The 24,857-nt window shown below is 41.0% G+C and carries 26 protein-coding genes; 19 read left to right on the top strand and 7 right to left on the bottom strand.

Translation table 11 applies throughout. The annotated features are described in order from the left end of the window. Positions 1 to 41: 41 nt before the first annotated feature. Genes H0W64_07090 through H0W64_07080 form a run of 3 tightly spaced genes read left to right on the top strand, consistent with a single transcriptional unit; the run spans position 42 to position 4,483 of the window. Positions 42 to 1,235 (top strand): phosphoglycerate kinase, encoded by a 1,194-nt coding sequence (locus H0W64_07090; protein MBA3661474.1) that lies wholly within the window; start codon positions 42 to 44, stop codon positions 1,233 to 1,235. Beyond that, positions 1,232 to 2,689 (top strand): pyruvate kinase, encoded by a 1,458-nt coding sequence (gene pyk, locus H0W64_07085; GenBank protein MBA3661473.1) that lies wholly within the window; start codon positions 1,232 to 1,234, stop codon positions 2,687 to 2,689. Before H0W64_07090 ends, pyk begins: the two co-directional genes overlap by 4 nt. 48 nt (positions 2,690 to 2,737) lie before the next feature. Continuing rightward, entirely contained in the window at positions 2,738 to 4,483 is a 1,746-nt protein-coding gene (locus tag H0W64_07080; protein MBA3661472.1) for a hypothetical protein, read from the top strand. Here the strand turns inward: H0W64_07080 and H0W64_07075 are convergent. Beyond that, entirely contained in the window at positions 4,463 to 5,788 is a 1,326-nt protein-coding gene (locus H0W64_07075; GenBank protein MBA3661471.1) for a hypothetical protein, read from the bottom strand. The two genes, H0W64_07080 and H0W64_07075, sit on opposite strands and share 21 nt — an antisense overlap. Positions 5,789 to 5,928: 140 nt before the next feature. On the opposite strand from H0W64_07075, the gene wrbA reads away from it, so the two are divergent. The 5 genes from wrbA to H0W64_07050 all read left to right on the top strand — a co-directional run bounded on the left by wrbA (position 5,929) and on the right by H0W64_07050 (position 10,004). Beyond that, positions 5,929 to 6,558, top strand: coding sequence for an NAD(P)H:quinone oxidoreductase (gene wrbA, locus H0W64_07070; protein MBA3661470.1), 630 nt, complete (start codon positions 5,929 to 5,931; stop codon positions 6,556 to 6,558). Further along, a complete protein-coding gene (locus H0W64_07065; protein ID MBA3661469.1) occupies positions 6,555 to 7,214 on the top strand; it encodes a polysaccharide deacetylase family protein in 660 nt (219 codons plus the stop codon). The genes wrbA and H0W64_07065 overlap by 4 nt, the downstream gene beginning before the upstream one ends. 218 nt (positions 7,215 to 7,432) lie before the next feature. Then, positions 7,433 to 8,413, top strand: coding sequence for an ABC transporter substrate-binding protein (locus H0W64_07060; GenBank protein ID MBA3661468.1), 981 nt, complete (start codon positions 7,433 to 7,435; stop codon positions 8,411 to 8,413). Next, positions 8,413 to 9,291 (top strand): ABC transporter permease, encoded by an 879-nt coding sequence (locus tag H0W64_07055; protein MBA3661467.1) that lies wholly within the window; start codon positions 8,413 to 8,415, stop codon positions 9,289 to 9,291. The genes H0W64_07060 and H0W64_07055 overlap by 1 nt, the downstream gene beginning before the upstream one ends. Next, positions 9,288 to 10,004: an ATP-binding cassette domain-containing protein gene (locus H0W64_07050; protein ID MBA3661466.1), complete on the top strand. Its 717-nt coding sequence runs from the start codon at positions 9,288 to 9,290 to the stop codon at positions 10,002 to 10,004. The genes H0W64_07055 and H0W64_07050 overlap by 4 nt, the downstream gene beginning before the upstream one ends. A gap of 3 nt (positions 10,005 to 10,007) precedes the next feature. Here H0W64_07050 and H0W64_07045 read toward each other — a convergent pair whose 3' ends face one another. Together H0W64_07045 and H0W64_07040 are read right to left on the bottom strand one after the other, a co-directional pair. Then, positions 10,008 to 11,207 carry an ABC transporter permease gene (locus H0W64_07045; GenBank protein ID MBA3661465.1) on the bottom strand — a complete coding sequence of 400 codons (1,200 nt, stop codon included), beginning with the start codon at positions 11,205 to 11,207 and terminating at the stop codon, positions 10,008 to 10,010. A gap of 76 nt (positions 11,208 to 11,283) precedes the next feature. Beyond that, positions 11,284 to 13,227: an aconitate hydratase gene (locus tag H0W64_07040; GenBank protein ID MBA3661464.1), complete on the bottom strand. Its 1,944-nt coding sequence runs from the start codon at positions 13,225 to 13,227 to the stop codon at positions 11,284 to 11,286. 190 nt (positions 13,228 to 13,417) lie between these two features. Between H0W64_07040 and H0W64_07035 the strand changes: the two genes are divergently transcribed. The 8 genes from H0W64_07035 (at position 13,418) to rimK (ending at position 19,004) form a co-directional block, all read left to right on the top strand. Further along, positions 13,418 to 14,152, top strand: a complete 735-nt coding sequence (locus H0W64_07035; protein MBA3661463.1) for a heme ABC transporter permease — start codon at positions 13,418 to 13,420, stop codon at positions 14,150 to 14,152. Next, positions 14,145 to 14,309 carry a heme exporter protein CcmD gene (ccmD, locus tag H0W64_07030; GenBank protein MBA3661462.1) on the top strand — a complete coding sequence of 55 codons (165 nt, stop codon included), beginning with the start codon at positions 14,145 to 14,147 and terminating at the stop codon, positions 14,307 to 14,309. The genes H0W64_07035 and ccmD overlap by 8 nt, the downstream gene beginning before the upstream one ends. Continuing rightward, a complete protein-coding gene (gene ccmE, locus H0W64_07025; GenBank protein MBA3661461.1) occupies positions 14,302 to 14,730 on the top strand; it encodes a cytochrome c maturation protein CcmE in 429 nt (142 codons plus the stop codon). Before ccmD ends, ccmE begins: the two co-directional genes overlap by 8 nt. After that, positions 14,727 to 16,631 (top strand): heme lyase CcmF/NrfE family subunit, encoded by a 1,905-nt coding sequence (locus H0W64_07020; GenBank protein ID MBA3661460.1) that lies wholly within the window; start codon positions 14,727 to 14,729, stop codon positions 16,629 to 16,631. The genes ccmE and H0W64_07020 overlap by 4 nt, the downstream gene beginning before the upstream one ends. Then, positions 16,628 to 17,170 carry a DsbE family thiol:disulfide interchange protein gene (locus H0W64_07015; GenBank protein MBA3661459.1) on the top strand — a complete coding sequence of 181 codons (543 nt, stop codon included), beginning with the start codon at positions 16,628 to 16,630 and terminating at the stop codon, positions 17,168 to 17,170. Before H0W64_07020 ends, H0W64_07015 begins: the two co-directional genes overlap by 4 nt. Next, a complete protein-coding gene (locus H0W64_07010) occupies positions 17,163 to 17,546 on the top strand; it encodes a cytochrome c-type biogenesis protein CcmH (GenBank protein ID MBA3661458.1) in 384 nt (127 codons plus the stop codon). Before H0W64_07015 ends, H0W64_07010 begins: the two co-directional genes overlap by 8 nt. A 109-nt stretch (positions 17,547 to 17,655) precedes the next feature. Continuing rightward, positions 17,656 to 18,105, top strand: a complete 450-nt coding sequence (locus H0W64_07005; GenBank protein ID MBA3661457.1) for an ATP-dependent zinc protease — start codon at positions 17,656 to 17,658, stop codon at positions 18,103 to 18,105. Next, on the top strand, positions 18,102 to 19,004 hold the full coding sequence (gene rimK / locus H0W64_07000; GenBank protein MBA3661456.1) for a 30S ribosomal protein S6--L-glutamate ligase: 903 nt from the start codon (positions 18,102 to 18,104) through the stop codon (positions 19,002 to 19,004). The genes H0W64_07005 and rimK overlap by 4 nt, the downstream gene beginning before the upstream one ends. A 65-nt stretch (positions 19,005 to 19,069) precedes the next feature. Here the strand turns inward: rimK and H0W64_06995 are convergent, their stop codons facing one another. The 4 genes from H0W64_06995 to H0W64_06980 all read right to left on the bottom strand — a co-directional run bounded on the left by H0W64_06995 (position 19,070) and on the right by H0W64_06980 (position 21,818). Further along, positions 19,070 to 20,368 carry a flavohemoglobin expression-modulating QEGLA motif protein gene (locus H0W64_06995; protein MBA3661455.1) on the bottom strand — a complete coding sequence of 433 codons (1,299 nt, stop codon included), beginning with the start codon at positions 20,366 to 20,368 and terminating at the stop codon, positions 19,070 to 19,072. 109 nt (positions 20,369 to 20,477) lie between these two features. After that, positions 20,478 to 20,693 (bottom strand): TraR/DksA family transcriptional regulator, encoded by a 216-nt coding sequence (locus tag H0W64_06990; GenBank protein ID MBA3661454.1) that lies wholly within the window; start codon positions 20,691 to 20,693, stop codon positions 20,478 to 20,480. 82 nt (positions 20,694 to 20,775) lie between these two features. After that, positions 20,776 to 21,516 carry a 16S rRNA (uracil(1498)-N(3))-methyltransferase gene (locus tag H0W64_06985; protein ID MBA3661453.1) on the bottom strand — a complete coding sequence of 247 codons (741 nt, stop codon included), beginning with the start codon at positions 21,514 to 21,516 and terminating at the stop codon, positions 20,776 to 20,778. Next, entirely contained in the window at positions 21,507 to 21,818 is a 312-nt protein-coding gene (locus H0W64_06980) for a (2Fe-2S) ferredoxin domain-containing protein (protein ID MBA3661452.1), read from the bottom strand. The genes H0W64_06985 and H0W64_06980 overlap by 10 nt, the downstream gene beginning before the upstream one ends. Positions 21,819 to 21,927: 109 nt before the next feature. Here H0W64_06980 and miaB point away from each other — a divergent pair, with 109 nt between their 5' ends. The 3 genes from miaB (at position 21,928) to ybeY (ending at position 24,842) form a co-directional block, all read left to right on the top strand. Next, entirely contained in the window at positions 21,928 to 23,256 is a 1,329-nt protein-coding gene (gene miaB, locus H0W64_06975; GenBank protein MBA3661451.1) for a tRNA (N6-isopentenyl adenosine(37)-C2)-methylthiotransferase MiaB, read from the top strand. 271 nt (positions 23,257 to 23,527) lie between these two features. After that, a complete protein-coding gene (locus tag H0W64_06970; protein MBA3661450.1) occupies positions 23,528 to 24,376 on the top strand; it encodes a PhoH family protein in 849 nt (282 codons plus the stop codon). A gap of 10 nt (positions 24,377 to 24,386) precedes the next feature. Then, positions 24,387 to 24,842: an rRNA maturation RNase YbeY gene (gene ybeY / locus H0W64_06965; GenBank protein ID MBA3661449.1), complete on the top strand. Its 456-nt coding sequence runs from the start codon at positions 24,387 to 24,389 to the stop codon at positions 24,840 to 24,842. The last annotated feature ends 15 nt before the right edge of the window (positions 24,843 to 24,857 follow it).

Genomic DNA, 24,857 nt, shown 5'->3' with positions numbered 1-24,857 from the left:
TAAATTCAGCAACATTATGTTTATCTTATGGAGCGTAGTAAATGCCACTGCCAAAAATGTCTGATTTTGATCTGAAAGGAAAGCGGGTCTTAATCCGAGAAGACTTTAATGTGCCATTAAAAGCGGGTCATATCACAAGCGACTTGCGTATTCGGGCAGCAATCCCGACGATTCAGCAGGCGCTCAAGGCAGGTGGCAAAGTTATGCTCATGTCCCATCTTGGACGCCCAACTGAGGGAGTCAATGAAGAAATTTTTTCACTTGCACCTGTAGCACGCCATTTATCCAAGCTTCTCGGTATGGAAGTCCCGCTCCTTACTCATTGGTTAGACGGTATTAACATGGGCGATCATCAACTCGTCCTATTAGAAAACGTACGATTCCATCATGGCGAAACTGATAACAATGTTGAGCTCGCTAAAAGAATGTCATCGTTGTGCGATATTTTTGTCATGGATGCTTTTGCGACATCGCATCGCATGGAATCTTCTACCTACGGCATTATCAAACACGCGAAGATTGCTTGTCTTGGCCCCTTATTACTTTCAGAATTGGACGCTTTAGATAAAATTTTAGAGAAACCGGTGCATCCTGTGGTTGCCATTGTTGGTGGTTCTAAAGTTTCAACCAAATTAGCCATTCTTGATTCCCTATCTAAGAAAGTGGATTACTTAATCATTGGCGGCGGCATTGCCAATACCTTTCTCGCAGCAGAAGGTTACACGGTAGGGAAATCTTTGCATGAACCTGATTTAATTGACGAAGCGGAAAGACTCACCCTCGAAGCCAAGCAACGTAATGCAGAAATTCCTTTGCCTATTGATGTAGTCGTTGCAGAACGATTAACAGAAGGCGTTGAAGCTTATGTACGTTTAGTTTCACAAATTGATGATAACGAAAAAATCTTTGATATCGGTCCTGACACCATTAAAAATTTTACCAGTATTATCAAAAAGGCCAAGACCATCCTCTGGAATGGCCCAGTTGGTGCATTCGAAGTTGAAGAATTCTCTAAAGGAACGCAAGCCATTGCTAAAGCGATTGCTGAAAGCAAAGCTTTTAAAGTGGCAGGTGGTGGTGATACACTCGCCGCAATAGAAAAATATAAAATCGCAGATAAAATAAATTATATTTCCACTGGCGGTGGCGCATTTCTAACTTTCCTGGAAGGTAAAAAACTTCCGGTCTTAACGGCGTTAGAAGAGCGTGTCGCAAAAAATGATAAAGTTGCATGAACCTTCGGCGTACTAAAATTGTTGTCACTTTAGGCCCTTCGCTTGATAACCCTGACGTAATGGAAAAGGTTATTCTTGCGGGGGCCGTTGTTTTCCGCGCGAATTTTTCGCACGGCGAAATTAGCATGCATGAAGCACGCATTCAAATGGTGCGTAGTATTGCAGCGCAACACGGAAGAACTGTGGCGATCTTAATTGACTTACAAGGTCCGAAGATTCGTATTGGTCGTTTCAAGCATAAAAAAATTACGTTAAAAGAAGATCAACACTTTGTTTTAGATACCACGCTTGATGAAGAAGCGGGGGATGAATCCGCAGTCTCACTTGCTTATGTTGATTTGCCACGCGATGTGAGAGTCAACGATACGTTACTGCTCGATGACGGTCGCATCGTCATGCGCGTTCTCAAAACTGAACCAACACAAATTCATTGCCAAGTTGTTGTGGGTGGGGAGTTATCGAACAATAAAGGGATTAATCGCTTAGGCGGTGGTCTTTCTGCTGCTGCGCTCACTGAAAAAGATCGCGGTGACATTAAAGAAGCAGTGCGGTTACAAGCTGATTTTATTGCCGTCTCTTTTCCTCGCTATGCCGATGACATTAAAGAAGCACGCATTTTATTAAAAGCAGCGGGTGGCAATCCACGTATCATTGCAAAAATTGAACGCGCGGAAGCCGTACAAAATATTGTGGGTATCTTAGAAGCATCAGACGCTGTCATGATTGCACGCGGTGATCTAGGTGTGGAAATTGGAGATGCAGAGCTACCCGCCGTGCAGAAAAAAATAATTAAATTAGCCCGTAATTATAATAAACCCGTCATTACTGCGACCCAAATGCTCGAAACGATGACGCACAATACCATTCCAACACGCGCTGAAGTATCAGATGTCGCAAATGCGGTATTAGATGGCACGGATGCAGTCATGCTCTCCGGAGAAACAGCTGTGGGACTCTATCCTGAACTTGCAGTGGCCGCGATGGATCGAATTTGTTTAAGTGCGGAAAAACACCATCTCGTAAAAACGAGTCCCCGCAGTAGAGAAAACCGTTTAAAATATGTAGACGAAGCAATTGCTATGGCAACGATGTTTACTGCCAATCATCTCAGCATTAAAGCCATTATTGCGCTGACAGAATCGGGAACGACGCCACTTTTAATGTCGCGTGTTAATTCTAACATTCCGATTTATGGTTTGAGTCGTCATGAATCAGCATTACGCCGCATGACCCTGTATCGCGGAGTTTACCCCATACCTTTTGATGCAACGCCTATCGATCGACGCGTGTTAAATCATGCTGCAGTCGTTTGCTTGCAAAAGCGTGAAATTTTGAAAATGGGTGATTTAGTCATTATTACCAAAGGTGACACCATCGGTATTCATGGTCGCACAAATGCTATGAAAATTGTAACGGTGGGTGACTTGCCGGATTATACGAATCTTTCGCTCTAAGTTAAATCGCAACCATTAAATTATTCTCTCATCCAATATGGAACTACTATGACCACTGGACGACATAGCCAGCAATCTGCTCAACCTCTGTGCGAATTGAACACAGCCGAAAATAAAAATACTTTGATTTCAGACATCGACAAAATGCCTTTGGTTGATGCTGCAAAACAGGCAGTTGAACTTGTTGGCCCACGCGTTTATGAGTTAACAGGTTTTAAACATGATGACTTAGTCATTAATTTTGTCGGTTGCCAAGGAACAGGAAAGGATGCCCAACGAGAAGTCGCAGAACTTATGAATAAGACTGCTATTGAAACAGGACGACGCCCTGATCTTATGGTTTTCCTTGGTGATAACATTTATGAATATGGTGCATCATCGCCCCTTGACCCCGAGTTTAATCCTAGTTTTAATGAAAAATATTACCGCGAGGATTTGCAGGAAATAAATCAAGTTCCAAGCGTTTTAGTTGAGGGCAATCATGAGTATCGATATTTTCTTAAAGCCTTTAAAATTCCTTTTCTCCAACGCGGTAAAATCATTGCACTAAATGAGACCGCACATAACTATGTCCCTGACAATGTGCGGTTCAAAGAAGAAGATGCTACGAAGTTTAATTCTGTCGCAGAGCTCATTCAAACTTTTTCAAAGCTCAAGCTTCCTCTCAAAGATATGCAGGCATGGACAATGCCTTATTATTTTTATTCTCTTATTGCCGGTGACACACAAATATTCTTACTTGATTCAAACACCTTCCCGGCCGATTTTTTAACATGGATCAATTCTGATAATGCGCCTGAAAAACTTGCAGCACTTAATAACAATCAAGCGAAGTGGTTTACCGAACAATTTGCATTAGGTAAAGCGGCCGGCCGGAAAACTATTGTAGGAATGCATCATTTATTTTACACACAAAGTAAGCGAGCCTTTCCATCGGGTTATGATACGCCTTTCTATCTTACGCCCGAGGAATTAACACAATTACAAACGCTTCTTCATACCCATAACGCTTCCTATAATGAATTATTGGGATTGCTATTTATGTATTTGAAAACGATGCCTGATGTTTTATTGGGGGCTCATGATCATAATTTAAGTTATTACAACACATTTTATATTTCACCTGAGAAATTGACGCATGACCCGGCAAAAATTACGGTATGCCAAATTGGTGCGGGTGGTGGTGGCGGTGATTTACAAAGAAGAAAATTATTTGCAGGCCACCCCTACACTGGCGCTTACCTCACTGAAAATGGTTATGTTACCTTAACTTGTAGTTTAAGAAATCCGCAACATTTTAAATTTGATTTCCGCACTTTAAAAAAACACCATTTGCAATTTACTAATAAAAGTCATGAGCCCATTCAAGACACTAACGCGCCTGAAATCTTGAAGCATCTTCGTAATATTGCACTGACTGCGGGGGAAATCTTTTTCAAAGCTTATCCCATTAGTCATAAAAAGAAGTCAACTTTACAGTTATTTAGTTCAAGTATTGAGGGAATAAAAACAGGCTTACTAAAAAGCGCTTATCTACCGGATGAAGTCGATCAAGTTCATGACATCCTGGCTTTCTTTAATCAACCCACTTTACCTTCTTTTAAAGATTCGCTTGATGAGATACGCAATTTATTGCAAAAATTAGAAGAGAAAAATTCAGAAGGTTCTTTTTTTAAAATTTTCCAAAAAGTTTTTTGGGCATCCAAACCCTTCGAACAGAAGGACCGCTTAGCTTGTTCCATTAATATAGAGATGCAGCAACAACAACGGCATTTATTTCAACGAAGGGGATGATCGCACCTTGTTGTTGTGATCAGTGTTATTATTATTGATGTTGTTGTTAAACAAAGTAGGTGAGTATTTCGAAAGGTTGCGCTGCAGCGTTACACAATCAATCAATAGGATAGGTTGATCTTCAGCTTGATCATTATGTTTTATTTTTTTAAATGTATTATCACTTTGTTTAGGAAAGTTTTTCACTTGACTGGGTAAAGGCCGACTTACTTCATACTTCATCATCAATGCGGCAAGGTTATCATTTAAGTCTTCTATCAACGACGTTTTATTCAATATTGGAAATGGATTTATTTTGCCTTTACCTTGAAACCGCGTAAGCATGTCTGCCAGTCCTTCAATGAGCTCCTGATGGTTTTCTTTAAATAAATAAAGTTTAAAAGCATCATATTCAAGTGCTGCTTTTAATAATATTTGTTGTCTTGCTAAGTACATGTCCGCAACTGCTTTAAAAAATGATTTCGAAGAGATCGCTTCAAAAACCTCATCCTCAGGAATGTAAAAACTAGAAAATTGTTCGAACATCTTTTCAGGCAGGAGAAGTAATTCTAATGTTGTTTTATGAATTTCAATTCGAAAAGGTGAAGAAGGTAAGTCTGCATGAAACGAACTACCATGGAGAGTTCTTTTCTCCTGTTTAATATAATAAAGCCAATTGTAAGGGGTATAATTAACAACATCAGGAAGAGCTTGTAAGTCATGCGCAGTAAACTCTTGTGAGTTTCTTTGATCTAAGGGTAATCCCAAGGCATATAAACTATGATCGCCATCAATCTTTACGATGCAATCGAAAGCATTCCCATTAAGGTTGCCAAATTTTAAATCTCTTTCATTTTGAAATAACGCTAAAACCAATATCCTTCCTAAATTATTAATGTCACTTGTTTTAATCCGATCATCAAATGCAAACGGGGACAAATTTTTATAAGGATTTAGACATATCTTTTTTGAAGCAATAAAAGGATTTCGGTTAAGATCAAGCAGCAAACGCGTTTTAGGTTGAGTCCATTGATTAAATAATCTCAAGAATTCTTGTGTCACAAGTTCAATATAGGCTGAGACCCAATTAGACCAAGCGGGTTGTCCCGCGATCAGCGCTTCTTTAACGACCCAGTTAACAGAAAATAAGGGATCATTTGTAATTTGGTTATCTTTGGGAAGTTTACGCATAATTTGAGTTTTATGGGAAAAGGAACTGGTCGCTTCTTCTGACTGGAAGAGACTAACTAACTCAAATTTTTCATATAAATGGTGACGATTACCTAACATATCTAAAGGACTCTTAGGACAAGAACCGACTGTCATTATAAAGCTCTGGGGTTAACGAAATCTTATCCTGCAATAAAGTAAAAAAATCATAGTTTTATATTAAAAATTCTTTTACCTCAGCTACCAATATTTTGTAGGATGTAACCTTAATCAAACTCACAGGGATTGGAGCTTCGATGTCGACAAAATTACAAGTCATCTTTTACAGCATGTATGGTCATATTTTTAAAATGACCGAAGCGATCGTAGAAGGTGCGCGCGAAGTAGAAGATGTTACTGTTGAAATTTTCCGGGTTCCCGAATTAATCCCTGAAGAAATGTTAGAAAAATCAGGCGCTAAAGCGGCCCAACAAACGTTTGCACACATTCCAATTATTACTGTCGATCGTATTAACGAAGCTGATGGCTATATCTTCGGCACGCCCACACGTTTCGGCAATATGTCTTCACAAATGCGCAACTTTTTGGACCAGCTGGGCGGTCTCTGGGCGAAAAATGCTTTTGTCGGTAAAGTCAGTAGTGTTTATACAAGCACTGGCACCCAGCACGGTGGGCAAGAAACAACGATTACGAGCTTTCACACGACTTTATTACATTTAGGCATGATCATTGTAGGCGTACCTTATTCTGAAAAACGTATCATGGAAATGAATGAAATTTCCGGAGGTTCTCCTTATGGGGCAGGCACACTCGCAGGTAATGATGGTAAGCGGGTACCTTCGGAAAATGAACTTGCCATTGCAAAATACCAAGGCAAACATGTCGCTGAAATTACCCGCGATTTAAAGCGAGGAAGAAAATCATGATCCGTAAACTAGGAAGTTTCGCTTTAGCTTTGTTTGCTCCGGCCGTTTTTGCTGCCCAACAAGGGATGGAAACGCCAATTCGTACGCAACCTTTACCAGGAACCGTTGCACTGACTTTTGATGACGGACCTGCGGTAGAATACACAGAGCAAATATTAGCGATATTGAAAAAATATAACATCAAAGCTACATTTTTTGTTGTGGGCGCTAATGCACAATCTCATCCTGAGCTGGTTAAAGCCATCTACGAGCAAGGTCATGTGGTTGCCAGTCATTCACAAACGCATCCCATGCTGACCAAAATTAAAGAAAGTCAATTGCAAAATGAAATTGTTGCCCCCATGCGCATTGTAGATAACATCATCGGCACCAAACCCAAATGTTTACGCTATCCGTTTGGCGCATCCAACGAACATGTTCGGGCAGAAATTCGTGCGCATGGCATGCAGCCCGTTGCCATGGGATTTAATTCGTTTGATTATGAACGTCCCGGTGTCGAAAAAATTACAAGTTGGGTCATCAAGAATGCGTATGCTCGCCAAGTCATTTTAATGCATGACGGTTACAACAAAAGAGAACAAACCGTCGCAGCATTGCCGGTCATTATCGAAGGTATTAAGAAAAAAGGATTAGGATTCAGCACGATTTGTGGTTAAAAGCAAAAGCGCAGTAGGCCTTTTTCCGCTTAAGCGTCTTCCGGGGCAACAAGCGTCGCTATAAAAGGTCGAGGGCGCTTTACAGGTTTTAGTCCTTTATTGTATAGTAACCCGCTATGTGTACATTCACTTTACTCATTTCAGGTTCAGGTTGGCGTTGGCGAAGTTAAGTTCGCAAGCGGTGGCTTTTTTATAAAAACTTGAGTGAGGACTTCGTGATGTATCGATCAGTTTATCTGCAAATTCAATATCTTGTAAAATTTACGCTTTTATTTTCGCTGACTATTTTGATCAGCGGATGTGAACAATCATCTTCTCAAAAACAAATTGGCATCGTGATGCCTATCGCTCACGAGTCGCTCGATCAAATTGTTGCAGGCTTCGTAGATGCATTGAAGAAACAATACCCCCAAGCTCACTTTAAAATTGCAAACGCCCAAGGCGACTTAAATATACAACGTGCGATTTTGCAACAAATGAAAAATGAGCGTTATGATTTAATTGTTCCCGTGACCACGAGTCCGACGCAAATGGCCGCTGCGATGATTCCGCATGTCCCTATCATTGGTTTAGCCGCAGTTTATACGGAAGCAGATCGTCAAAAGAAAAAAATTTGTAACATCAACATTGTCCACGACGAAATCCCAGTTAAAACGATGCTTCATTTCATTCATACGACTTATCCCGAATTGAAGCAAATGACTTTACTGTATACGCCTTCTGACAAAATTTTTGATGACGCAAAAAAAATGGTTATTGAAGGAAAAAATTTGGGTATGACTATTACCCCTCTTATGATTCCTAGTTTGCAGGAATTATACGGCGCAACCCAATCACTCAAAAATCCGCAAGCAATTTTAGTGTTAAAAGATCCCTTACTTGTCAGCGGTATTGCAACTATCGTGCAAGCGGCTCACAAACGGGGCATCCCCCTTATTACTTCGGATGAAGGTTCAGTAAAAGATGGGGCAGATTTTGCATTGGGCGTCAGAGAGCAAGCAATAGGGATGGAAGGCGCTGCCATGGCAACAAAAGTTTTATCGGGCACGTCTATTTGCACTATGCCTATGGTCGATATGAAGCATTTCCTTGTTTTTGTGAATAAGAAAAGTTTTCCAAAAAATAATTTAGACATTCAAAGTTTAGAAACGATCGCCAAAAAATTTCACTATCCCGTCCGCTATTTAGGTGATCAATAATGTTTGAATCTCTTTTTGCCATCTTGACCCAAGCACTCCTTTTTGTGCCGTTAGCATTTGGAATAAGCATTAGTTATAACATTTTGCGCGCAACCGACATGACGCTCGATGGTAGCTTTGTGCTGGGTGCAGCCATTTTTGCACGTCTTGTGACCCTAGGCTATTCTCCTTACCTTGCTTTTATCAGTGCGCTCGCAGCCGGTGCATTGGCTGGGATGTTAACTGCCAGTATTCAACGTAATGATCGCGTTGATCCTTTACTTGCCGGTGTGCTGGCTGCTTTTATTTTGAGTAGTCTTAATCTAGGCATCATGGGTAAACCTAATATTAATTTACTTTCACAGCCCACTCTGGTTGCGAACGCATTCGCCAAGGACGATTTATTAGGCTGGTTCGTGGTTTCACTCTATGTCATTTCACTTTGTCTGACAGTCCTCTTCCTATTGAAAACTCGCTTAGGATTATTTTTGCGGGCATTTGGTGATAATCCTCGTTATTTTAAACAGCAAGGAAGAAATATTGAAACCTACCGGTTAATCGGTTTTGCGATCACTAATATGCTTGCCGCAAGTGCTGGCTGTTTAACCGCACAAACCATCGGCTTTGCAGACGTTGGCATGGGTTTAGGGGTTACGTTAACTGGTATCGGCACTATTATTTTAGGGCATCATCTTTTTTCACGCTTTTATAAAAAGCATTTTCGCTTAACGGCAGAATTCATTGCTTGTTTAATTGGCGTGTTAATTTATTTTTTCTCACTCTCACTGTTATTACGACTTAATGTTGATCCGATCTATCTTAAAATGATCTTAGGCATTGTATTAATCATTTTTCTGCGGACCGCGGGGAAGTCCCAACTTACGGGGAATGGATCATGACAATATTAATGCTCGATCAACTCTGTTTTCAATTTCCAGAGCGCGAATATCCTGCAGTTTCACATTTAGATTTGACCATTGAACGCGGGGATTTTGTCATTTTGCTTGGGAGTAATGGCTCGGGTAAAAGTACCTTACTTAAATTATTAAATCGCACTCACACACCGCCAAAGAACAAAATTCATTTTGCAGGGCGATGTGTTACGCAATATGCTTTAAACAAATATGCCAAACAAGTGAGTTTGCTGACGCAAAATTGTAGTGAATCTTTATTTAATTCATTGACGCTTTATGAAAATTATTTGTTACACAGTCAGGGTAATCCTTTAAAACCTGAAGCGCTGCAACACTACTTGCATGACTTTAATCCGAATCTCTGCAAAAAATTAAATTGTTTAACGACGGCATTATCTGGTGGTGAAAAACAAGCTTTTGCCTTAGCCATGTGTTTATCAATACCACCACAATTATTACTTCTAGATGAACATACCAGTGCACTCGACCCCAAAACATCCCAACAAATCATGATGCTCACTGCACGTAAAATTAAAGAACACCATATCACGTGTATTTTAACGACGCATGATTTAGATATTGCTCTAACTTATGGAAATAAAATTATTGTATTGGCTGAAGGTAAAATGCTGACAACTTTTTCCTATGACGAAAAACAACAACTCACCAAAGAAAAGTTATTAGCGAGTTGTTTTTAAGGCTTAATCCGAACGGAGTGCATCGATTGGGTTGAGTCTTGAGGCCAGATAAGCAGGATAAAAACCAAAAAAAATACCGACCGCGACCGAAACCGAAAATCCGGCAATGGGTGGCAAGGGGAATAAGGTAAACTCCCATTGCCAAAAGAAGGCAATAATGTAAGCCACGATAATTCCAATTAACACGCCAAGCGAACCGCCCACGAGAGAAAGCATAATCGCTTCGATTAAAAAAAGAGCGCTAATATCACGACGCTTAGCCCCAACGGCTAAACGAATACCAATTTCGCGGCGACGCTCCATCACTGAAACCAGCATAATGTTCATGACGCCAATACCGCCGACCAGTAATGAAACACTACCAATTAAGCCTAAAAAGACAGTAAGGATATCACTTTGATTACGCATCTTTGCAATCAATTCGGTGGCACTGCGATAAGTCAATTGCTTGCCAGAAACCATACTATTAATTGCATTCGTCACATTCACTTCGACGCGTTCGATATCTGCGTCTTTAGTAAGACGCATAATAATATTATTAATTGTTGCGTATTTACTGATAATGCTTGAAGCCATAATAGGGACTAAAACAGAAGTATCGATATTGGCGTAAAGAAAACTATTTTCCGGCCAACTATCAGCAACGCCAACGATCACAAAAATATGTTTGCCAATTTGCAATTGTTGACCGAGCGGATCTTTATATGAAATGGCTTTCATTGCATTATAAACATCACGACCAATTACACAGAAAAATTCGTATTTATCTGCAACAGAAACAAACCGTCCTTGCGTTAATTTGATATGCACAATATCTGCAAACCGATCGGTAACACCTAAAATAATGGCGTTCAATGGCACGGATTGATAATAAACAGGATAATAAATTTGGGTATAAGGCGCGGACTGTAAAATATCTTTATCGGATTTAACTAAATCAAACGATTGTTGCAACGTCAAATTTTCTGCTTTACCACTATCAACATTTTTATCATCAGAAGAATTATTAAGCGAGATCGCAAATAAATCAGTACCTAAGGATTTAAATTGCTTCAATGCCTCATTCGTTGCAAGTTCGCCTCCCAGAACCATAGCGACAACTGATGCGGTCCCGACCAAAACCCCAAGAAGTGCTAAAACAGAGCGGAGTTTGGAGAAATAGAGATTACGTAATCCTTCTTTCACATGTTCAACGTACTTCATTACCGTCTCTTTTAATTATTATTGCGGTATTTTACTGGTTTTTAAGCAACGCGGAAACGTTTTCCGTATTCACGACCTAGGGTGCTGAATTTTTTATTAAATTAATGAGACTGCCTGCCTCTAAAATTTTAATTTGTCGGTGTGAAAGACGATGATGTAATAAAATTTCTTGATCGCGACCGACTATTTTGGCCGTTAATTCTTTGCCCTGACGTAACGTTTGCAGAATATGATCAATCACAAGGACATCGCCTTGCTGAATTTGGGCAAAGTCTTCTGGGTTAACAAAAGTGAGGGGCAAAACACCAAAGTTAATCAAATTTTCCCAGTGAATCCGCGCAAAACTTTTGGTGATCACCAGTTGTAAACCTAAGTAACGGGGCGCTAAAGCTGCGTGCTCGCGACTTGAACCTTGACCATAATTTTCACCACCCACAATAGCATGCGCTCGACCTTCCTTACGAAACTGGCTGGCACGTTTTGCATAAGTTTCATCAAGCACATCAAAAGTAAATTCGCTAATTTTGGGGATATTGCTGCGATAAGGAAGAATTCTCGCCCCGGCAGGTAATATTTCATCGGTGGAAACATTATCACCGACTTTAAGAAGCACTTCTATTTTCAAACTTTCAGGAATAGGTTCCAATACAGGCAAGGATGCAATATTCGGTCCTTTAATCAATTTAGTTGCAAGTGCCTCTTTTTCCGCTAAAGGCGCTTGCAACATAGTTTTATTAATAACTTTTTTCTTGGGCGGTTTTACTTCCGGATAAGCCATATCAAGCGTCCGAGGATCGGTAATCTTTCCCGTTAAGGCTGCAGCAGTTGCGGTTTCCGGGCTACACAAATAAACGCTATCTTCTCTCGTACCAGATCGCCCAGGAAAATTACGGGGCACAGTACGTAAGCTATTTCGACCACTGGCCGGAGCTTGACCCATGCCAATGCAACCGTTACAGCCCGCTTGATGAATACGAGCACCCGCATGAATTAAATGCGCTAACAATCCTTCTTCTGCTAGTTCTTCTAAAGTATTGCGAGAAGCTGGATTAATATCGAAGGAAACACCGGTATGAATTGCGCGGGCTTTGACCATTAAGGCTGCCATGGCCATATCTCGATAACTGGGATTCGCTGATGAACCGATATAGGCTTGGTACAAATCGCGACCAACAATTTCACTCACGGGAACGACATTCCCCGGACTTGATGGCAATGCGATTAAAGGTTCAAGTTTGCTTAAGTCGATTTCATCGGTGAGATCGTAAGTTGCATCCGCTGATGCTTTTAGCGTAATAAAGTCTTCTTCTCGACCCTGGATACGTAAAAAATGCTGCGTCACTTCATCGGCTGGAAAAACAGTTGTAGTCGCGCCCATCTCCGCACCCATATTGGCAATCACATGACGGTCCCATACGTCTAAATCAATTAAGGCTGGACCATAATATTCAATGACACAGTTGACCGCGCCCTTGACGCCACGACGACGTAGCATTTCCAACACAATATCCTTAGCGCTAACCCAAGCGGGTAGCTTACCGCTTAATTTCACCCCCAACACGCGTGGCATTTGGACTGGGAAGGGATGGCCGGCAATAGCAAGCGCCACCTCCAGTCCTCCCGCACCAATTGCAAGCATCCCTAAAGCGCCTGCTGCACAAGTATGGCTATCTGATCCGACCATGGTTTTACCGGGCTTGCCAAAAAACTCCATATGAACAGGATGGCTGACCCCATTTCCTGCACGACTGAACCACAACCCAAAACGTTCCGCTGCACTTTGCAGGAATAAGTGATCATCCGCATTCTTGTAATCTTCTTGAATCAAATTATGATCAACGTATTGGGCGGAGAGTTCCGTCTTCGCGCGTTTCAATCCCATAGCCTCGAGTTCTAACATAACCAACGTGCCCGTCGCATCTTGGCACAATGTTTGATCAATTTTTAAATGGATTTCATGATCAGGAAGCATTTTGCCTTCCTGCAAATGTGACTGAATGAGTTGATGGGTAACGTTCATGAGCAGAATTCCTTTTCTGGATGCAGAGAAATGCATTTCCCCTTTCCTAACATTATACGGCATTGATTTGGGTAAAGTAGGTTTCGTATGAAGGTACTAATTGATAGTCGAAAATAAGGATAGTTGTCACACAACCTATCCTTTGATAGGATTTCTAGCTTTTCCCCCTCTGCCACGAAGGCTAACTATAATGTATAAAATATTGTACTGCCTGATGTCGCCGAAAAAATTTTTTGTGTTCGCAAACAACCTATTACCCTGGTTAACGGCGATATTTGTGGTTTCCCTTACTTACGGAACGCTTGCCGGTCTTTTTTTGGCGCCCGCCGATGCCGTACAAAGTGATGGTTTCCGGATCCTTTACGTCCATGCACCGTGTGCTTTTTTGTCACTTTTTATTTATGGCGTCATGGGAATGTGCGCCGCAAGCTTAATTATTTTTCGACTGAAAATTGCAGGACTCGCATTACGGCATAGCGCGCCGATTGGGGCCTTATTTACTTTTTTAGCGTTGATAACAGGCAGCATTTGGGGTAAACCCATGTGGGGCACCTGGTGGATTTGGGATGCTCGCTTAACATCTGAGTTAATTTTACTCTTCCTATATATCGGTATTATGCTTTTTCAAAGTGCGGTTGCGGAAAAACGAGAGGGCGAACGTGCTGTGGCCATTTTAACGCTCGTGGGTTGTCTTGACTTACCCATTATTCACTACTCAGTGGAGTGGTGGAATACACTGCACCAAGGTGCAACGCTTAAAATCTTTTCACCTTCAGCCATCGATAAAAGCATGCTTTATCCTCTGCTTGCTATGATCGTTGCTTTCCTCGCTTATTACGGCATGGTGCTATTATTGCGAATGCGTTATGAACTCATCGCGCAACAACAAAATTATCATTGGTTAAAGGATAAAGCGCATGCATAACATCCAAACCTTTTTTTATATGAGTGGCTACGGTGGTTATGTTTTTAGTGCTTATGGTCTGGTGTTTATTTTGTTGTTATGGGAATGGTTCAAACCGTGGAAAAAATGGCAACGTTATAAAAAAGTAATGCAATCTACGCCTCACGCTCATGAATAAGTATCACTGGCGTAAAGTGTATATAGTCATGGCTTTCGCAATTGGACTGACGTTAACAGGTGGCTTGGTGCTTTATGCATTGAACCAAAACCTTAACGTTTTTGTCACACCGAGCAATCTCGTTCATAAAAAAACTTCTACTACGGCTTTTCGTTTAGGCGGCATGGTGAAACAACATAGCCTCATTCGCAATCCAAATACATTAGCCGTGCAATTTACCGTTACGGATTTAAAGCACGAGGTAACCGTTAACTACACAGGCGTTCTACCCGATCTTTTTCGCGAAGGTAAAGGCGTGGTAGCAGATGGGTATCTTAACAAAGACGGAATTTTTATGGCCAACATGATTTTAGCGAAGCACGATGAAAATTATATGCCACAAAAAATTCAGCAAACCCTCGCGAAGGAGCAACTGACATGATTGCAACTTTGGGTCATGATGCCCTTTTGTGCGCTTGCCTTTTTGCTTTCTTGCAAAGTGTTGTACCACTCTATGGTTTTTTTCGTAAAAATATTTATGCTTTAGCTTTTGCCCGGGTTAGCGCCATCGCCCAATTTATTTTTGTCACGCTTGCATTTCTCTTCCTGATCAGCGCCTTTATCTTGAATGATTTTTCTATTGCCTATGTTGCAGCTAATTCTCATGAAACGTTACCCTTGCTATACCGCGCAACGGCTGCCTGGGGTGCGCACGAAGGTTCCATTTTATTATGGGTTTTTATTTTAAATCTCTGGACCATGATCTTTTACATCGTAAATCGTTGGCAATTACGTGCTGATCCCCAGCAACTTGATATTGGCACGCTCACGCTCGCTATTTTAGGTTTTGTAAGTTTTTGCTTTTTATGTTTTTTGATCTTTACCTCGAATCCTTTTCTTTTAAATCTAGGACCAGCCATTGGGCAAGACTTAAATCCACTCTTACAAGATCCTGGCTTTGTTATTCACCCTCCGATGCTATATGCCGGTTACGTTGGTTTTGCATGTACTTTTGCAATCACACAGGCCGCATTGCTCATGCGAGCGCCACCTTCTGTGTGGTTGCCCCTGACGCGGCGGTTTGCTGTCGCTGCTTGGTGCTTCCTCACCTTAGGTATTTTGCTTGGCAGTTGGTGGTCTTATCGCGTTTTAGGATGGGGCGGATTTTGGTTTTGGGACCCGGTTGAGAATGCATCCTTGCTTCCTTGGTTGGCAGGAACTGCGCTGATCCATATATTATTGCTTGCTGAAAAACGTAACATCGGTATTGCATGGGCCGCAACACTGTCTATTTTTTGTTTTCTGTTAAGCTTGTTAGGAACGCTGCTCGTTCGCTCTGGCATTTTAATTTCTGCGCATACCTTTGCAAGTGACCCAGGTCGTGGGGTTTTTCTTTTACTCATGCTGACAAGTATTAGCTTACTTTCTTTTTTAATTTATTTATTTCTGCCCACTGGATATTTCACGCAAAAAAATTCTGCTCTTAACCTGGTCTCTCGGGAAGTAAGTTTATATTTAAATTCTGGCTTACTTATTATTGCCATGCTCACCATTTTATTAGGAACGCTTTATCCTATCTTGATTGAAGCGCTCCATTTTCAATCGATCTCTGTTGGTGCACCGTATTTCAATTTAGTCATGTTGCCCTTGGTGTGTCTGACCATGATTATGATGGTGATTGGGCCCGCTTGCGTCTGGCAAAATCAACCGGTCACCCTACCATGGCAAAAGGTTTGGAAGAAATTAGCGTTAAGTTTAATACTGACTTTGAGTTTTTTATTTTTCTTGCATGACTCATTTGATTGGATAACGACAGTGTGCGTGACGCTCGCTGTTTGGGTTATCTTATCAGTACCTGCCACCCGTAAAAAACATCGCGCCATGTCGGTTGCGCATTTTGGTTTTGCAATATTTGTACTGGGTCTTGCTTTAACTGCTTTACTTAATCAAGAACGCGAAGTGCGCTTGAAACCGGGGGATCACATCCAGCTCAATGCATATCATTTTTTATTTTCAGATTTAAAGCGGGATGATGGATCGAATTACAAAGGAATTCGTGCCGAATTTACCGTTTTAAAAAATAAACGCTATATCACTTCTTTACAGCCAGAAAAGCGAGTTTATACAGTACGGGAAATGGTCATGAGCAAGGTGGCTATTCACCCGGGCATTTTTCGTGATCTTTATATCGCTTTAGGCGAACCCTTAGAAAATGACTACTGGTCAGTCCGCATTTATTACAAACCTTTTATCCGGCTTGTTTGGTTTGGTGGGTTAATTATGATTTTAGGGGGTTGCATCAGCTTGTTGCAACGTCGATCGCAGAGGAGCGCGCAGGCATGAAACAAAAAATTAAACTACTTATCCCTTTTCTCTTATTATTCGGCCTTGTTGTTTTTCTTTATCAGCAAATTGTTAGCCACAATCCACGTGAACTTCCTTCGCAATTAATCGGACAAAAAATTCCAAAATTTTCATTACCCGATTTACTTGCTCCAGATCAAACCCTCACTGAAAATGATTTTAAAAATCGCGTAACCTTATTTAATGTTTGGGCGTCATGGTGCTATGCTTGCGCGCTTGAGCATGACCAATTATTGAAAATAGCAAACGACTATCACATTCCGATTTATAGCTTAAATTATAAAGATGATCCTAAAAAAGCAACGATGTTACTTCATCAGCAAGGCAATCCTTATCTTAAAACAGGTGTTGATGCGAAAGGTCAGGTTGCGATCGAATTAGGGGTTTATGCAACCCCGGAGACTTTTGTGATTGATCAAACAGGTACCATTCAATACCGCCATGTGGGTGTGATTGACGCAGAAACTTGGCAAAAAACATTACTACCCATCATTAAGCAAATAGAAAACAATGCGTAAATTTTTTTTATTGATGCTTACCTTTTATGCTTTAGCTCCCTATCAAGTTATGGCTGCAGAAGATCTTTATACTTTTCAAAATCAACAAGCAGCGCAACGCTTCCATTTAATGACAAAACAAATACGTTGTGTCGTGTGTCAAAATCAAAGTTTAGATGAATCCAATGCGCCACTGGCTAAAGACTTGCGTGAAAAAATTTATCAAATGATTTTAAATAATGAAACAAATCAAACGATAGAAACATTTCTAGTGAGCCGTTATGGGGAGTTTATTTTATTACAACCCCCCGTTAACCCTACCACTTTATTACTTTGGAGCTTTCCTTTTATCGCTTTTTTAATTGTCGGTGGCATAATACGTCGCCTGACTCGATAACCTTTTATAACAATAAATTATGCTAGGATAGAAATAGACATGTCTGTCTCCTTAACTCCGCTTAAAAACGGGAAAATTTATGCAAGAGCTTGAAAAAAACGTCAAGTTAATGAAGCCCTTGCGAAAATATCCGCTTATTGGTTGGCGAGAATGGGTAAAATTACCCGACCTCAATATCGCACAAATTAAAGCAAAAATAGATACAGGCGCTAGAACGTCTGCACTTCATGCTTTTTCCTTAGAACCATTTACTGAGCACGGCCAAGAAAAAATTCGATTCGCCATCCACCCTTTTCAGCATGATGTCAAGAATATAACCAATTGTGTCGCGGATATTGTTGATCGGCGGGTTGTAACTGACTCAGGTGGTCATGAGGAAGAACGCTATGTTATTCAAACCATGATTACCATTGGTATCCAATCTTGGCCCATTGAAATTACATTAACTGAACGAGAAAATATGTTATTTCGCATGCTGCTCGGTCGAAGTGCTTTGCGAAAACGATTTATTGTAAACCCAGCTCGATCATTTGTGACCACTAGGATTTCAACAAGATGAAGATTGCTATTTTATCAAGATCTGCAGCGCTTTATTCAACGAAACGTTTAGTTGATGCTGCGACCATTCGCGGTCACGAAGCGCACGTGATTGATACCATGCGTTGTTACATGAATATCACTTCATCTCAACCGACGATTCATTACAAGGGCAATGAATTAGAAAATTACGATGCCGTCATTCCAAGAATTGGTGCCTCCGTTACTTTTTATGGTGCGGCAGTTATTCGGCAATTGGAAATGATGGGTGTCTTTTGTGTCAATGATTCAGTTGCAATTGTAAGAGCCCGAGATAAACTCCGCTCTTTGCAACTGCTTTCAAAAAAAGGGATTGGCTTACCCATTACCGGTTTTGCGCATTCGCTCGATGAAATCAAAGATTTAATTAAAATGGTCGGCGGTCCTCCTTTAGTGATTAAATTTTTGGAGGGAACGCAAGGGATTGGCGTCATTTTAGTTGAAACCACTAAAGCCGCCCGCAGTGTTTTGGAAGCGTTTCTAGGCTTGAAAGTTAACATCATGGTGCAAGAATATATTCAAGAAGCAGGCGGTGCTGACATACGGTGTTTTGTGGTCGGCGGCAAAGTGGTCGCTGCCATGAAAAGGCAGGCTAAATCCCCGGAAGAATTCCGCTCCAACTTACATCGCGGCGGCGTTGCAACAGCGGTTGATATTACTGATGAAGAAGAAAACATGGCCATCCGTGCTGCGCATATTATTGGCCTTAATGTTGCGGGTATTGATATAGTGAGATCAAATCGCGGTCCGTTAATTATGGAAGTTAATGCATCCCCGGGGTTAGAAGGCATAGAAAAAGCGACTTCAATCAATGTTGCGATGGATATTATTAAATTCATCGAATCAGGCGTTCGGGGAAATGAAAAGGATAATGAGCGATAGAAAGTGAGTCTCTCGTGACCCGTTGCTGCAAGTTCGACTGGAGACTCAATCTCTCGATCATCCAACTACTGCAATAACCCTTTAAAATCAATGGCAAGCCGGCGTAAGTCAAGCCGGTTTAAAAACAGTGAGTAGACCATCCATGCACTTAAGGCAGCCAAATCACTAAATTGAGGCGGAATATATTTAGGTGGCGTAATAATTCCCTCGTCTTGTAAATCAGAGAGAATATGCAAATCTTCTAAAGTTGTTTTGCCTACAAAAAGCAAAGGGATCCGATTCACTAAACCCCGCTGTACTGCGAGCCGCATGAAATTATAAATGAGAATAAAGCCTTTACTATAAGCTAAATCTTTCGTATACGGCCCGCCATCAGGTGTGCTTCCGCGAAACACACGAACCGAAGCTTGATAACTTTCCAAATCTGACATGCCTTGTTCTCGGTAAAATTGAAAAACATCAAAAAAATTACCGCCTTCTTCGGCCATACTCACCGCATTAATACGATTAGTTAATTGTCGAACTCGTCCTGGGTAGGATGAAAAAGTAAAAATTTCCGTGATAATCGCCAAACCTTCTTGCGTGACTGTGGAGGAAGGTGGCCCTTTACTGAGAAAAGTACAAATAGGCTGAGCCATTCCATTTAGCGTCGTCCCCAAATGGACCCAACCTTCATGAATTTCGAATGTGCGGATTTCGCGTAAGGAAAATAATAAACCTTCATGGATTTTTATACGTTCAGCACCGGCTGCAGCATCGGCAATGATCCCATCGCTTAACTCAACGCGGATTGAATCATTATCGTAAAAATATTTTGCTAAACGTTCGCGTAACATTTCGACCGCTTGTTCACTCGTAAAGATTTCGGCATCATCCTCACTGCGCACTTGGTCTTTAAGGTTGGTAAGTGTTTCACTAACCAGGAGAGCCATATCTTTTAACGTCGGTGCACCCACATGAAAAGCGTCTTCGGCACTGCCATATAACTCTTGTGAAATTTCTGAAAAAAGCGGCGTACCACGTGCTACTAGCATTTGCACGACTCGACAATATTCATAACACATGCGCTGCATGATGCTACCTACGCCACTATATTGGCCTAATTTGCGTCGAATGTTGCGATCAATGTCCTGAAATTCTTTTAATTTTTCTTCGGGATTAAAGGTAAGAGGATTTTTTTTAAGATAAAATTCGCGATCAATTGCAGGTAATTGCTTACCCTTATTTTTGAAAAAATTAAATTCCGTTTCAGTATCCCATTTCAAGGCATCCAAAATTCGGATAGGTTTTTGAGCAGCGACCATGCGCTCGGAAAGCTCATGAATAGCCTGGGCGTATTCTCCTAAAACTTCTCCATTCGCCATTACCGTCCCTTTTATTAAATTCCATTTCTTATTATAAGTGATTTCCAATCACGACGGTAAAATGATGAAAAGTAATATCGTATTGGAAAATAAGATAAATCGAGGAATTTTAGGCAAATAAAGCTTTACGACGTTCGTCTTCTTCAGCACAAGGAACGCACAGCACAAACCCAAGCTTTTGACGACCCAATGGAATACTTTCCCCACATTCCAAGCAGAGTTTCGACCCTTCTGCTGATTGCTGCGTATTTTGTCTTAATTTTGATAGAGCTCTGGAAACTTCACTATCAATAAGATCATTTGCTAAATCGATTTCATCAGCCATGCACTTCTCCGATCTATGAAAAAGGTGGACATTTTACTCAACTGATGGAATCTGTCAATAGTCTGAGCAATTTTTTTACGAATTAAAGGTCACCCGCTTCGGCTTGGATAATGCTAAGCGCGACGATACTAGCCGTTTCCGTGCGCAAAATCCGTGGGCCCAGAGAAACAGGGATTCTATTTGTTGCCGTACTTGCGGCGATTTCTACGGGGGAAAAACCGCCTTCTGGGCCGATTAGCAACGCTATCGACGTTGGGGCGGTGGGATGGGAGCGTAATGTAGTTAACAAAGATTGGGGGGCGCCTGGTGTGAGCATAAAGGAAGTTGCAACCGAACCTGCATTCATCCAATCTGCAAATCGGATGGGTTCATTTAAAATAGGCAATTGCGTACGAGCAGATTGCTCACATGCACTCACGATTACACCCTGCCAATGGGCGAGTCGCTTGGCTTCTCTCTCTGGAGGTAACCGAGACTGAGTGTATTCTGTGCAAAGCGGGGTAATCTCAGTGACCCCTAACTCCACAGCTTTTTGAATAATAAAATCCATTTTATCGCCTTTAGCGATGCCTTGGACCAAATGAATTTTAAGGGGTGATTCTACTATTTTGGGAATAAATTCGAGTATCTTGACTTGTATTTCTTTTTTAGAGATCGAGTGAATAATACTCTTAAAATCGCCCCCTGAACCATCAAATAATAAAAGGGAATCGCCCACTCGTGCGCGTAACACCCGCATTAAATAGTGCGTAGGAGCATTTTCTAGAGAAATGATAACCCCAGGTATAAGTTTTTCCGCGCTGTATATCCGAGTTATTCGCATTGTTCGGGAAAAAAGATAAAATCTTTAACAGGTGTGCCATTGATTAAATGTTCGGTAATGATTCGTTCAAGAACCGCTTCGGTACAGGAGTGATACCAAATTCCTTCCGGGTAAACTACCGCGATTGGCCCGCGTTCACAAATGCGCAAACAATTGGCCTTGGTACGATTAATCCCAATTTCTTTTTCTTTACCTAATTGCTTTAAGCGATCTTTTAAATAATCCCAAGCGACGAGCCCAACATTTTTATCACAACATTTGGGTACAGTTTGATCACAGCAAAGGAAAATGTGATGCCGCATGCTCGGCAACCCGACTTTCTCAACCCGATATTTTAGCGAATCCACTTTGATAACTACCTTACAATTAAAAGTTAGCTTATTATACGCGGTACTTTCGAATAGGTGTCCAATGGTCAGCAAGCTTTACATTCAAACTCATGGCTGTCAAATGAATGAATATGACTCAAGCAAAATGTTTGATGTCTTATCGATGAGTCATAAAGTACAAAAAACAACCAATCCAGATGAGGCAGATATCCTGCTTCTTAATACGTGTTCAATTCGTGAAAAAGCCCAAGAGAAAGTTTTTTCAGAGTTGGGGCGATGGCGTGCTTTGAAGTTAAAAAAACCCCATCTCATTATTGGCGTAGGCGGTTGCGTCGCGAGTCAAGAAGGTCGTTCTATTTTAACACGCGCACCTTACGTTGACTTAATTTTTGGACCCCAAACTTTACATCGTTTGGGAGAAATGCTGAATGAAAGAATCAAAAAACAACGCCCTATTGTTGATATTACTTTTCCCGAAATAGAAAAATTTGATCGCCTTCCCACACCTGTCGCTGATGGGCCGCAAGCTTATGTAACGATCATGGAAGGCTGCAGTAAATATTGCAGTTTTTGTGTGGTTCCTTATACACGCGGCGAGGAAATTAGCCGACCTTTTGATGATGTTTTAACCGAGGTTGCCTTACTCGTTCAACAAGGTGTTAAAGAAATTACGTTACTCGGGCAAAACGTTAATGACTACCAAGGTTTGATGCATGAAAATGTTCACGCAGATTTAACCACCCTTGTAGAATATATTTCGGCGATAGACGATTTAGCACGTATTCGTTTTACAACGTCGCATCCGGTTGCTTTTTCCCAGCGACTTATTGATGCTTACGCTAGTGTGGATAAATTAGCTGATCATTTACACTTACCCGTACAAAGTGGTTCTGATCGCATTCTTGCTGCTATGAAACGAGGGTACACAGCCCTAGAATATAAATCTAAAATTCGCAAGCTCCGCCAAGTTCGTCCTCAGATTAGTATTTCTTCTGATTTTATTATTGGGTTTCCTGGCGAAACAGATCAAGATTTTGAAGCAACGATGGCACTGGTCCATGATGTCGGCTTTGATCAATCCTACAGTTTCCTTTACAGTCCGCGTCCCGGCACACCGGCTGCGAACTTAACAGATGAAGTGCCCACTGAAACCAAAAAGCAAAGACTTAAAATATTACAAGATCGACTCACTTTTAATGCACACACCATTAGTCAAAACATGATTGGCAGTGTGCAAAAAATTTTGGTAACAGGCATTTCCAGCAAAGACTCACAACGGATGTGTGGACGGACTGAAAATAATCGTATTGTTAATTTTGCTGAAGATGACTTAACCGTGATCAATACAATAATAGAAGTTAGAATCACTGAAGCAAAAACATATGCTTTAGTGGGTGAGCGGATAAGTTAAGTTCAAATTTTTCCAATAATCAACAACATACCGCTCAAATTTTTGTTTTTCTTCAATTTTTCATTCTTAAAGAGAAATTTTACTAGTAAATACCCTAGTGCTTTCGGCTATAATTAAAGTATCCAGGTTGATATGAGGACCTAAATAAACGTTGAATACTCTACTCCATTCGGAAACTTTAAAGCTTGATCCTGAAGATAACCATCGTCTTTTCAACCTCTGTGGCAAATTAAACGAACATCTCAAACTCATTGAAAAATGCTTAGGCGTGATGATTAAACAGCGCGGACATACATTTTCTGTGACGGGTGAGGAAGGTGCTGTGCAGAAGGCTTGTTTGACTTTGAATAATCTTTACAACGAAACGGAAAAAGTAAGTTTATTAGAGCCCAAGGAAATTCACATGTATTTGCAAACTGTGACGAAGAAACCTGTTGAAGAACAGCATGCGCATATGGATATCTTAATTAGAAAGGGTCCGATTACGGCGCGCGGACTGAATCAAGTGCATTATCTACAAAACATTTTAAAACACGATATTAATTTCGGGATTGGACCTGCTGGTACGGGCAAAACCTTTTTAGCCGTTGCTTGTGCGGTACAAGCCTTTGAGGCTGAACGCGTCAGCCGCATCATTTTAGTTCGCCCGATCGTTGAAGCGGGTGAAAAACTCGGCTTTTTACCCGGTGATATTGCCCAGAAAGTTCATCCTTATTTACGACCCTTGTATGATGCACTCTATGAAATGATAGGTTTTGAAAAAGTAAATCAATTAATTGAACGCGATATCATCGAACTTTTACCCTTAGCATACATGCGCGGTCGATCTCTCAATGATTCATTTATCATTTTAGATGAAGGTCAAAATACGACCATTGAACAAATGAAAATGTTTTTAACCCGCATTGGTTTTAACTCAAAAGCGGTTATTACGGGTGATGTCACACAAATCGATTTAATCAATCGCCGGGATTCTGGATTAATTCATGCAAGCGTGGTGTTAGATAATGTTCCCGGTATTAGCTTTACTCAATTTCAAGTCTCAGACGTTGTTCGCCATCCTTTGGTACAAACCATTGTAGAGGCTTATGAACAACATGAGAAAAAACAACAAAAATAATTAAAAAAATATGCATCGTTTTATTATTCAGCGTACCGTAGCCAAAGTATTTTTACCTAAAAATACCGACCTGCGGACGTGGGCTAAAAGTACCCTGGAAAATGTCACGACTCCCACTGAAACCACGATTCGCATTGTTAGTCGAGAAGAAATGACAACATTGAATGAACGTTATCGAAAAAAAGTGGGTCATACGAATGTTTTATCATTCCCCTTTGAAGTCCACGAAGATGTCGATTTGGGACATACTATTTTAGGCGATATTGTCATTTGCGCGGACGTTGTGAATGATGAAGCTTTGCAGCAACAAAAAGATAAGCAAGCCCATTGGGCCCATATGGTGATTCATGGCATGCTCCATTTACAAGGCTATGATCATGAAGATGAAGACGAAGCCCATGTCATGGAAACACGCGAAATTACAATAATGGAAAAACTTAAGTTTCCTAATCCCTACACAAAATAAAGGTTTGATGTATGT

Source organism: Gammaproteobacteria bacterium, assembly GCA_013816845.1.
Lineage (GTDB): Bacteria > Pseudomonadota > Gammaproteobacteria > DSM-16500 > DSM-16500 > Aquicella.
This window is presented reverse-complemented; position numbering and strand designations above follow the sequence as displayed.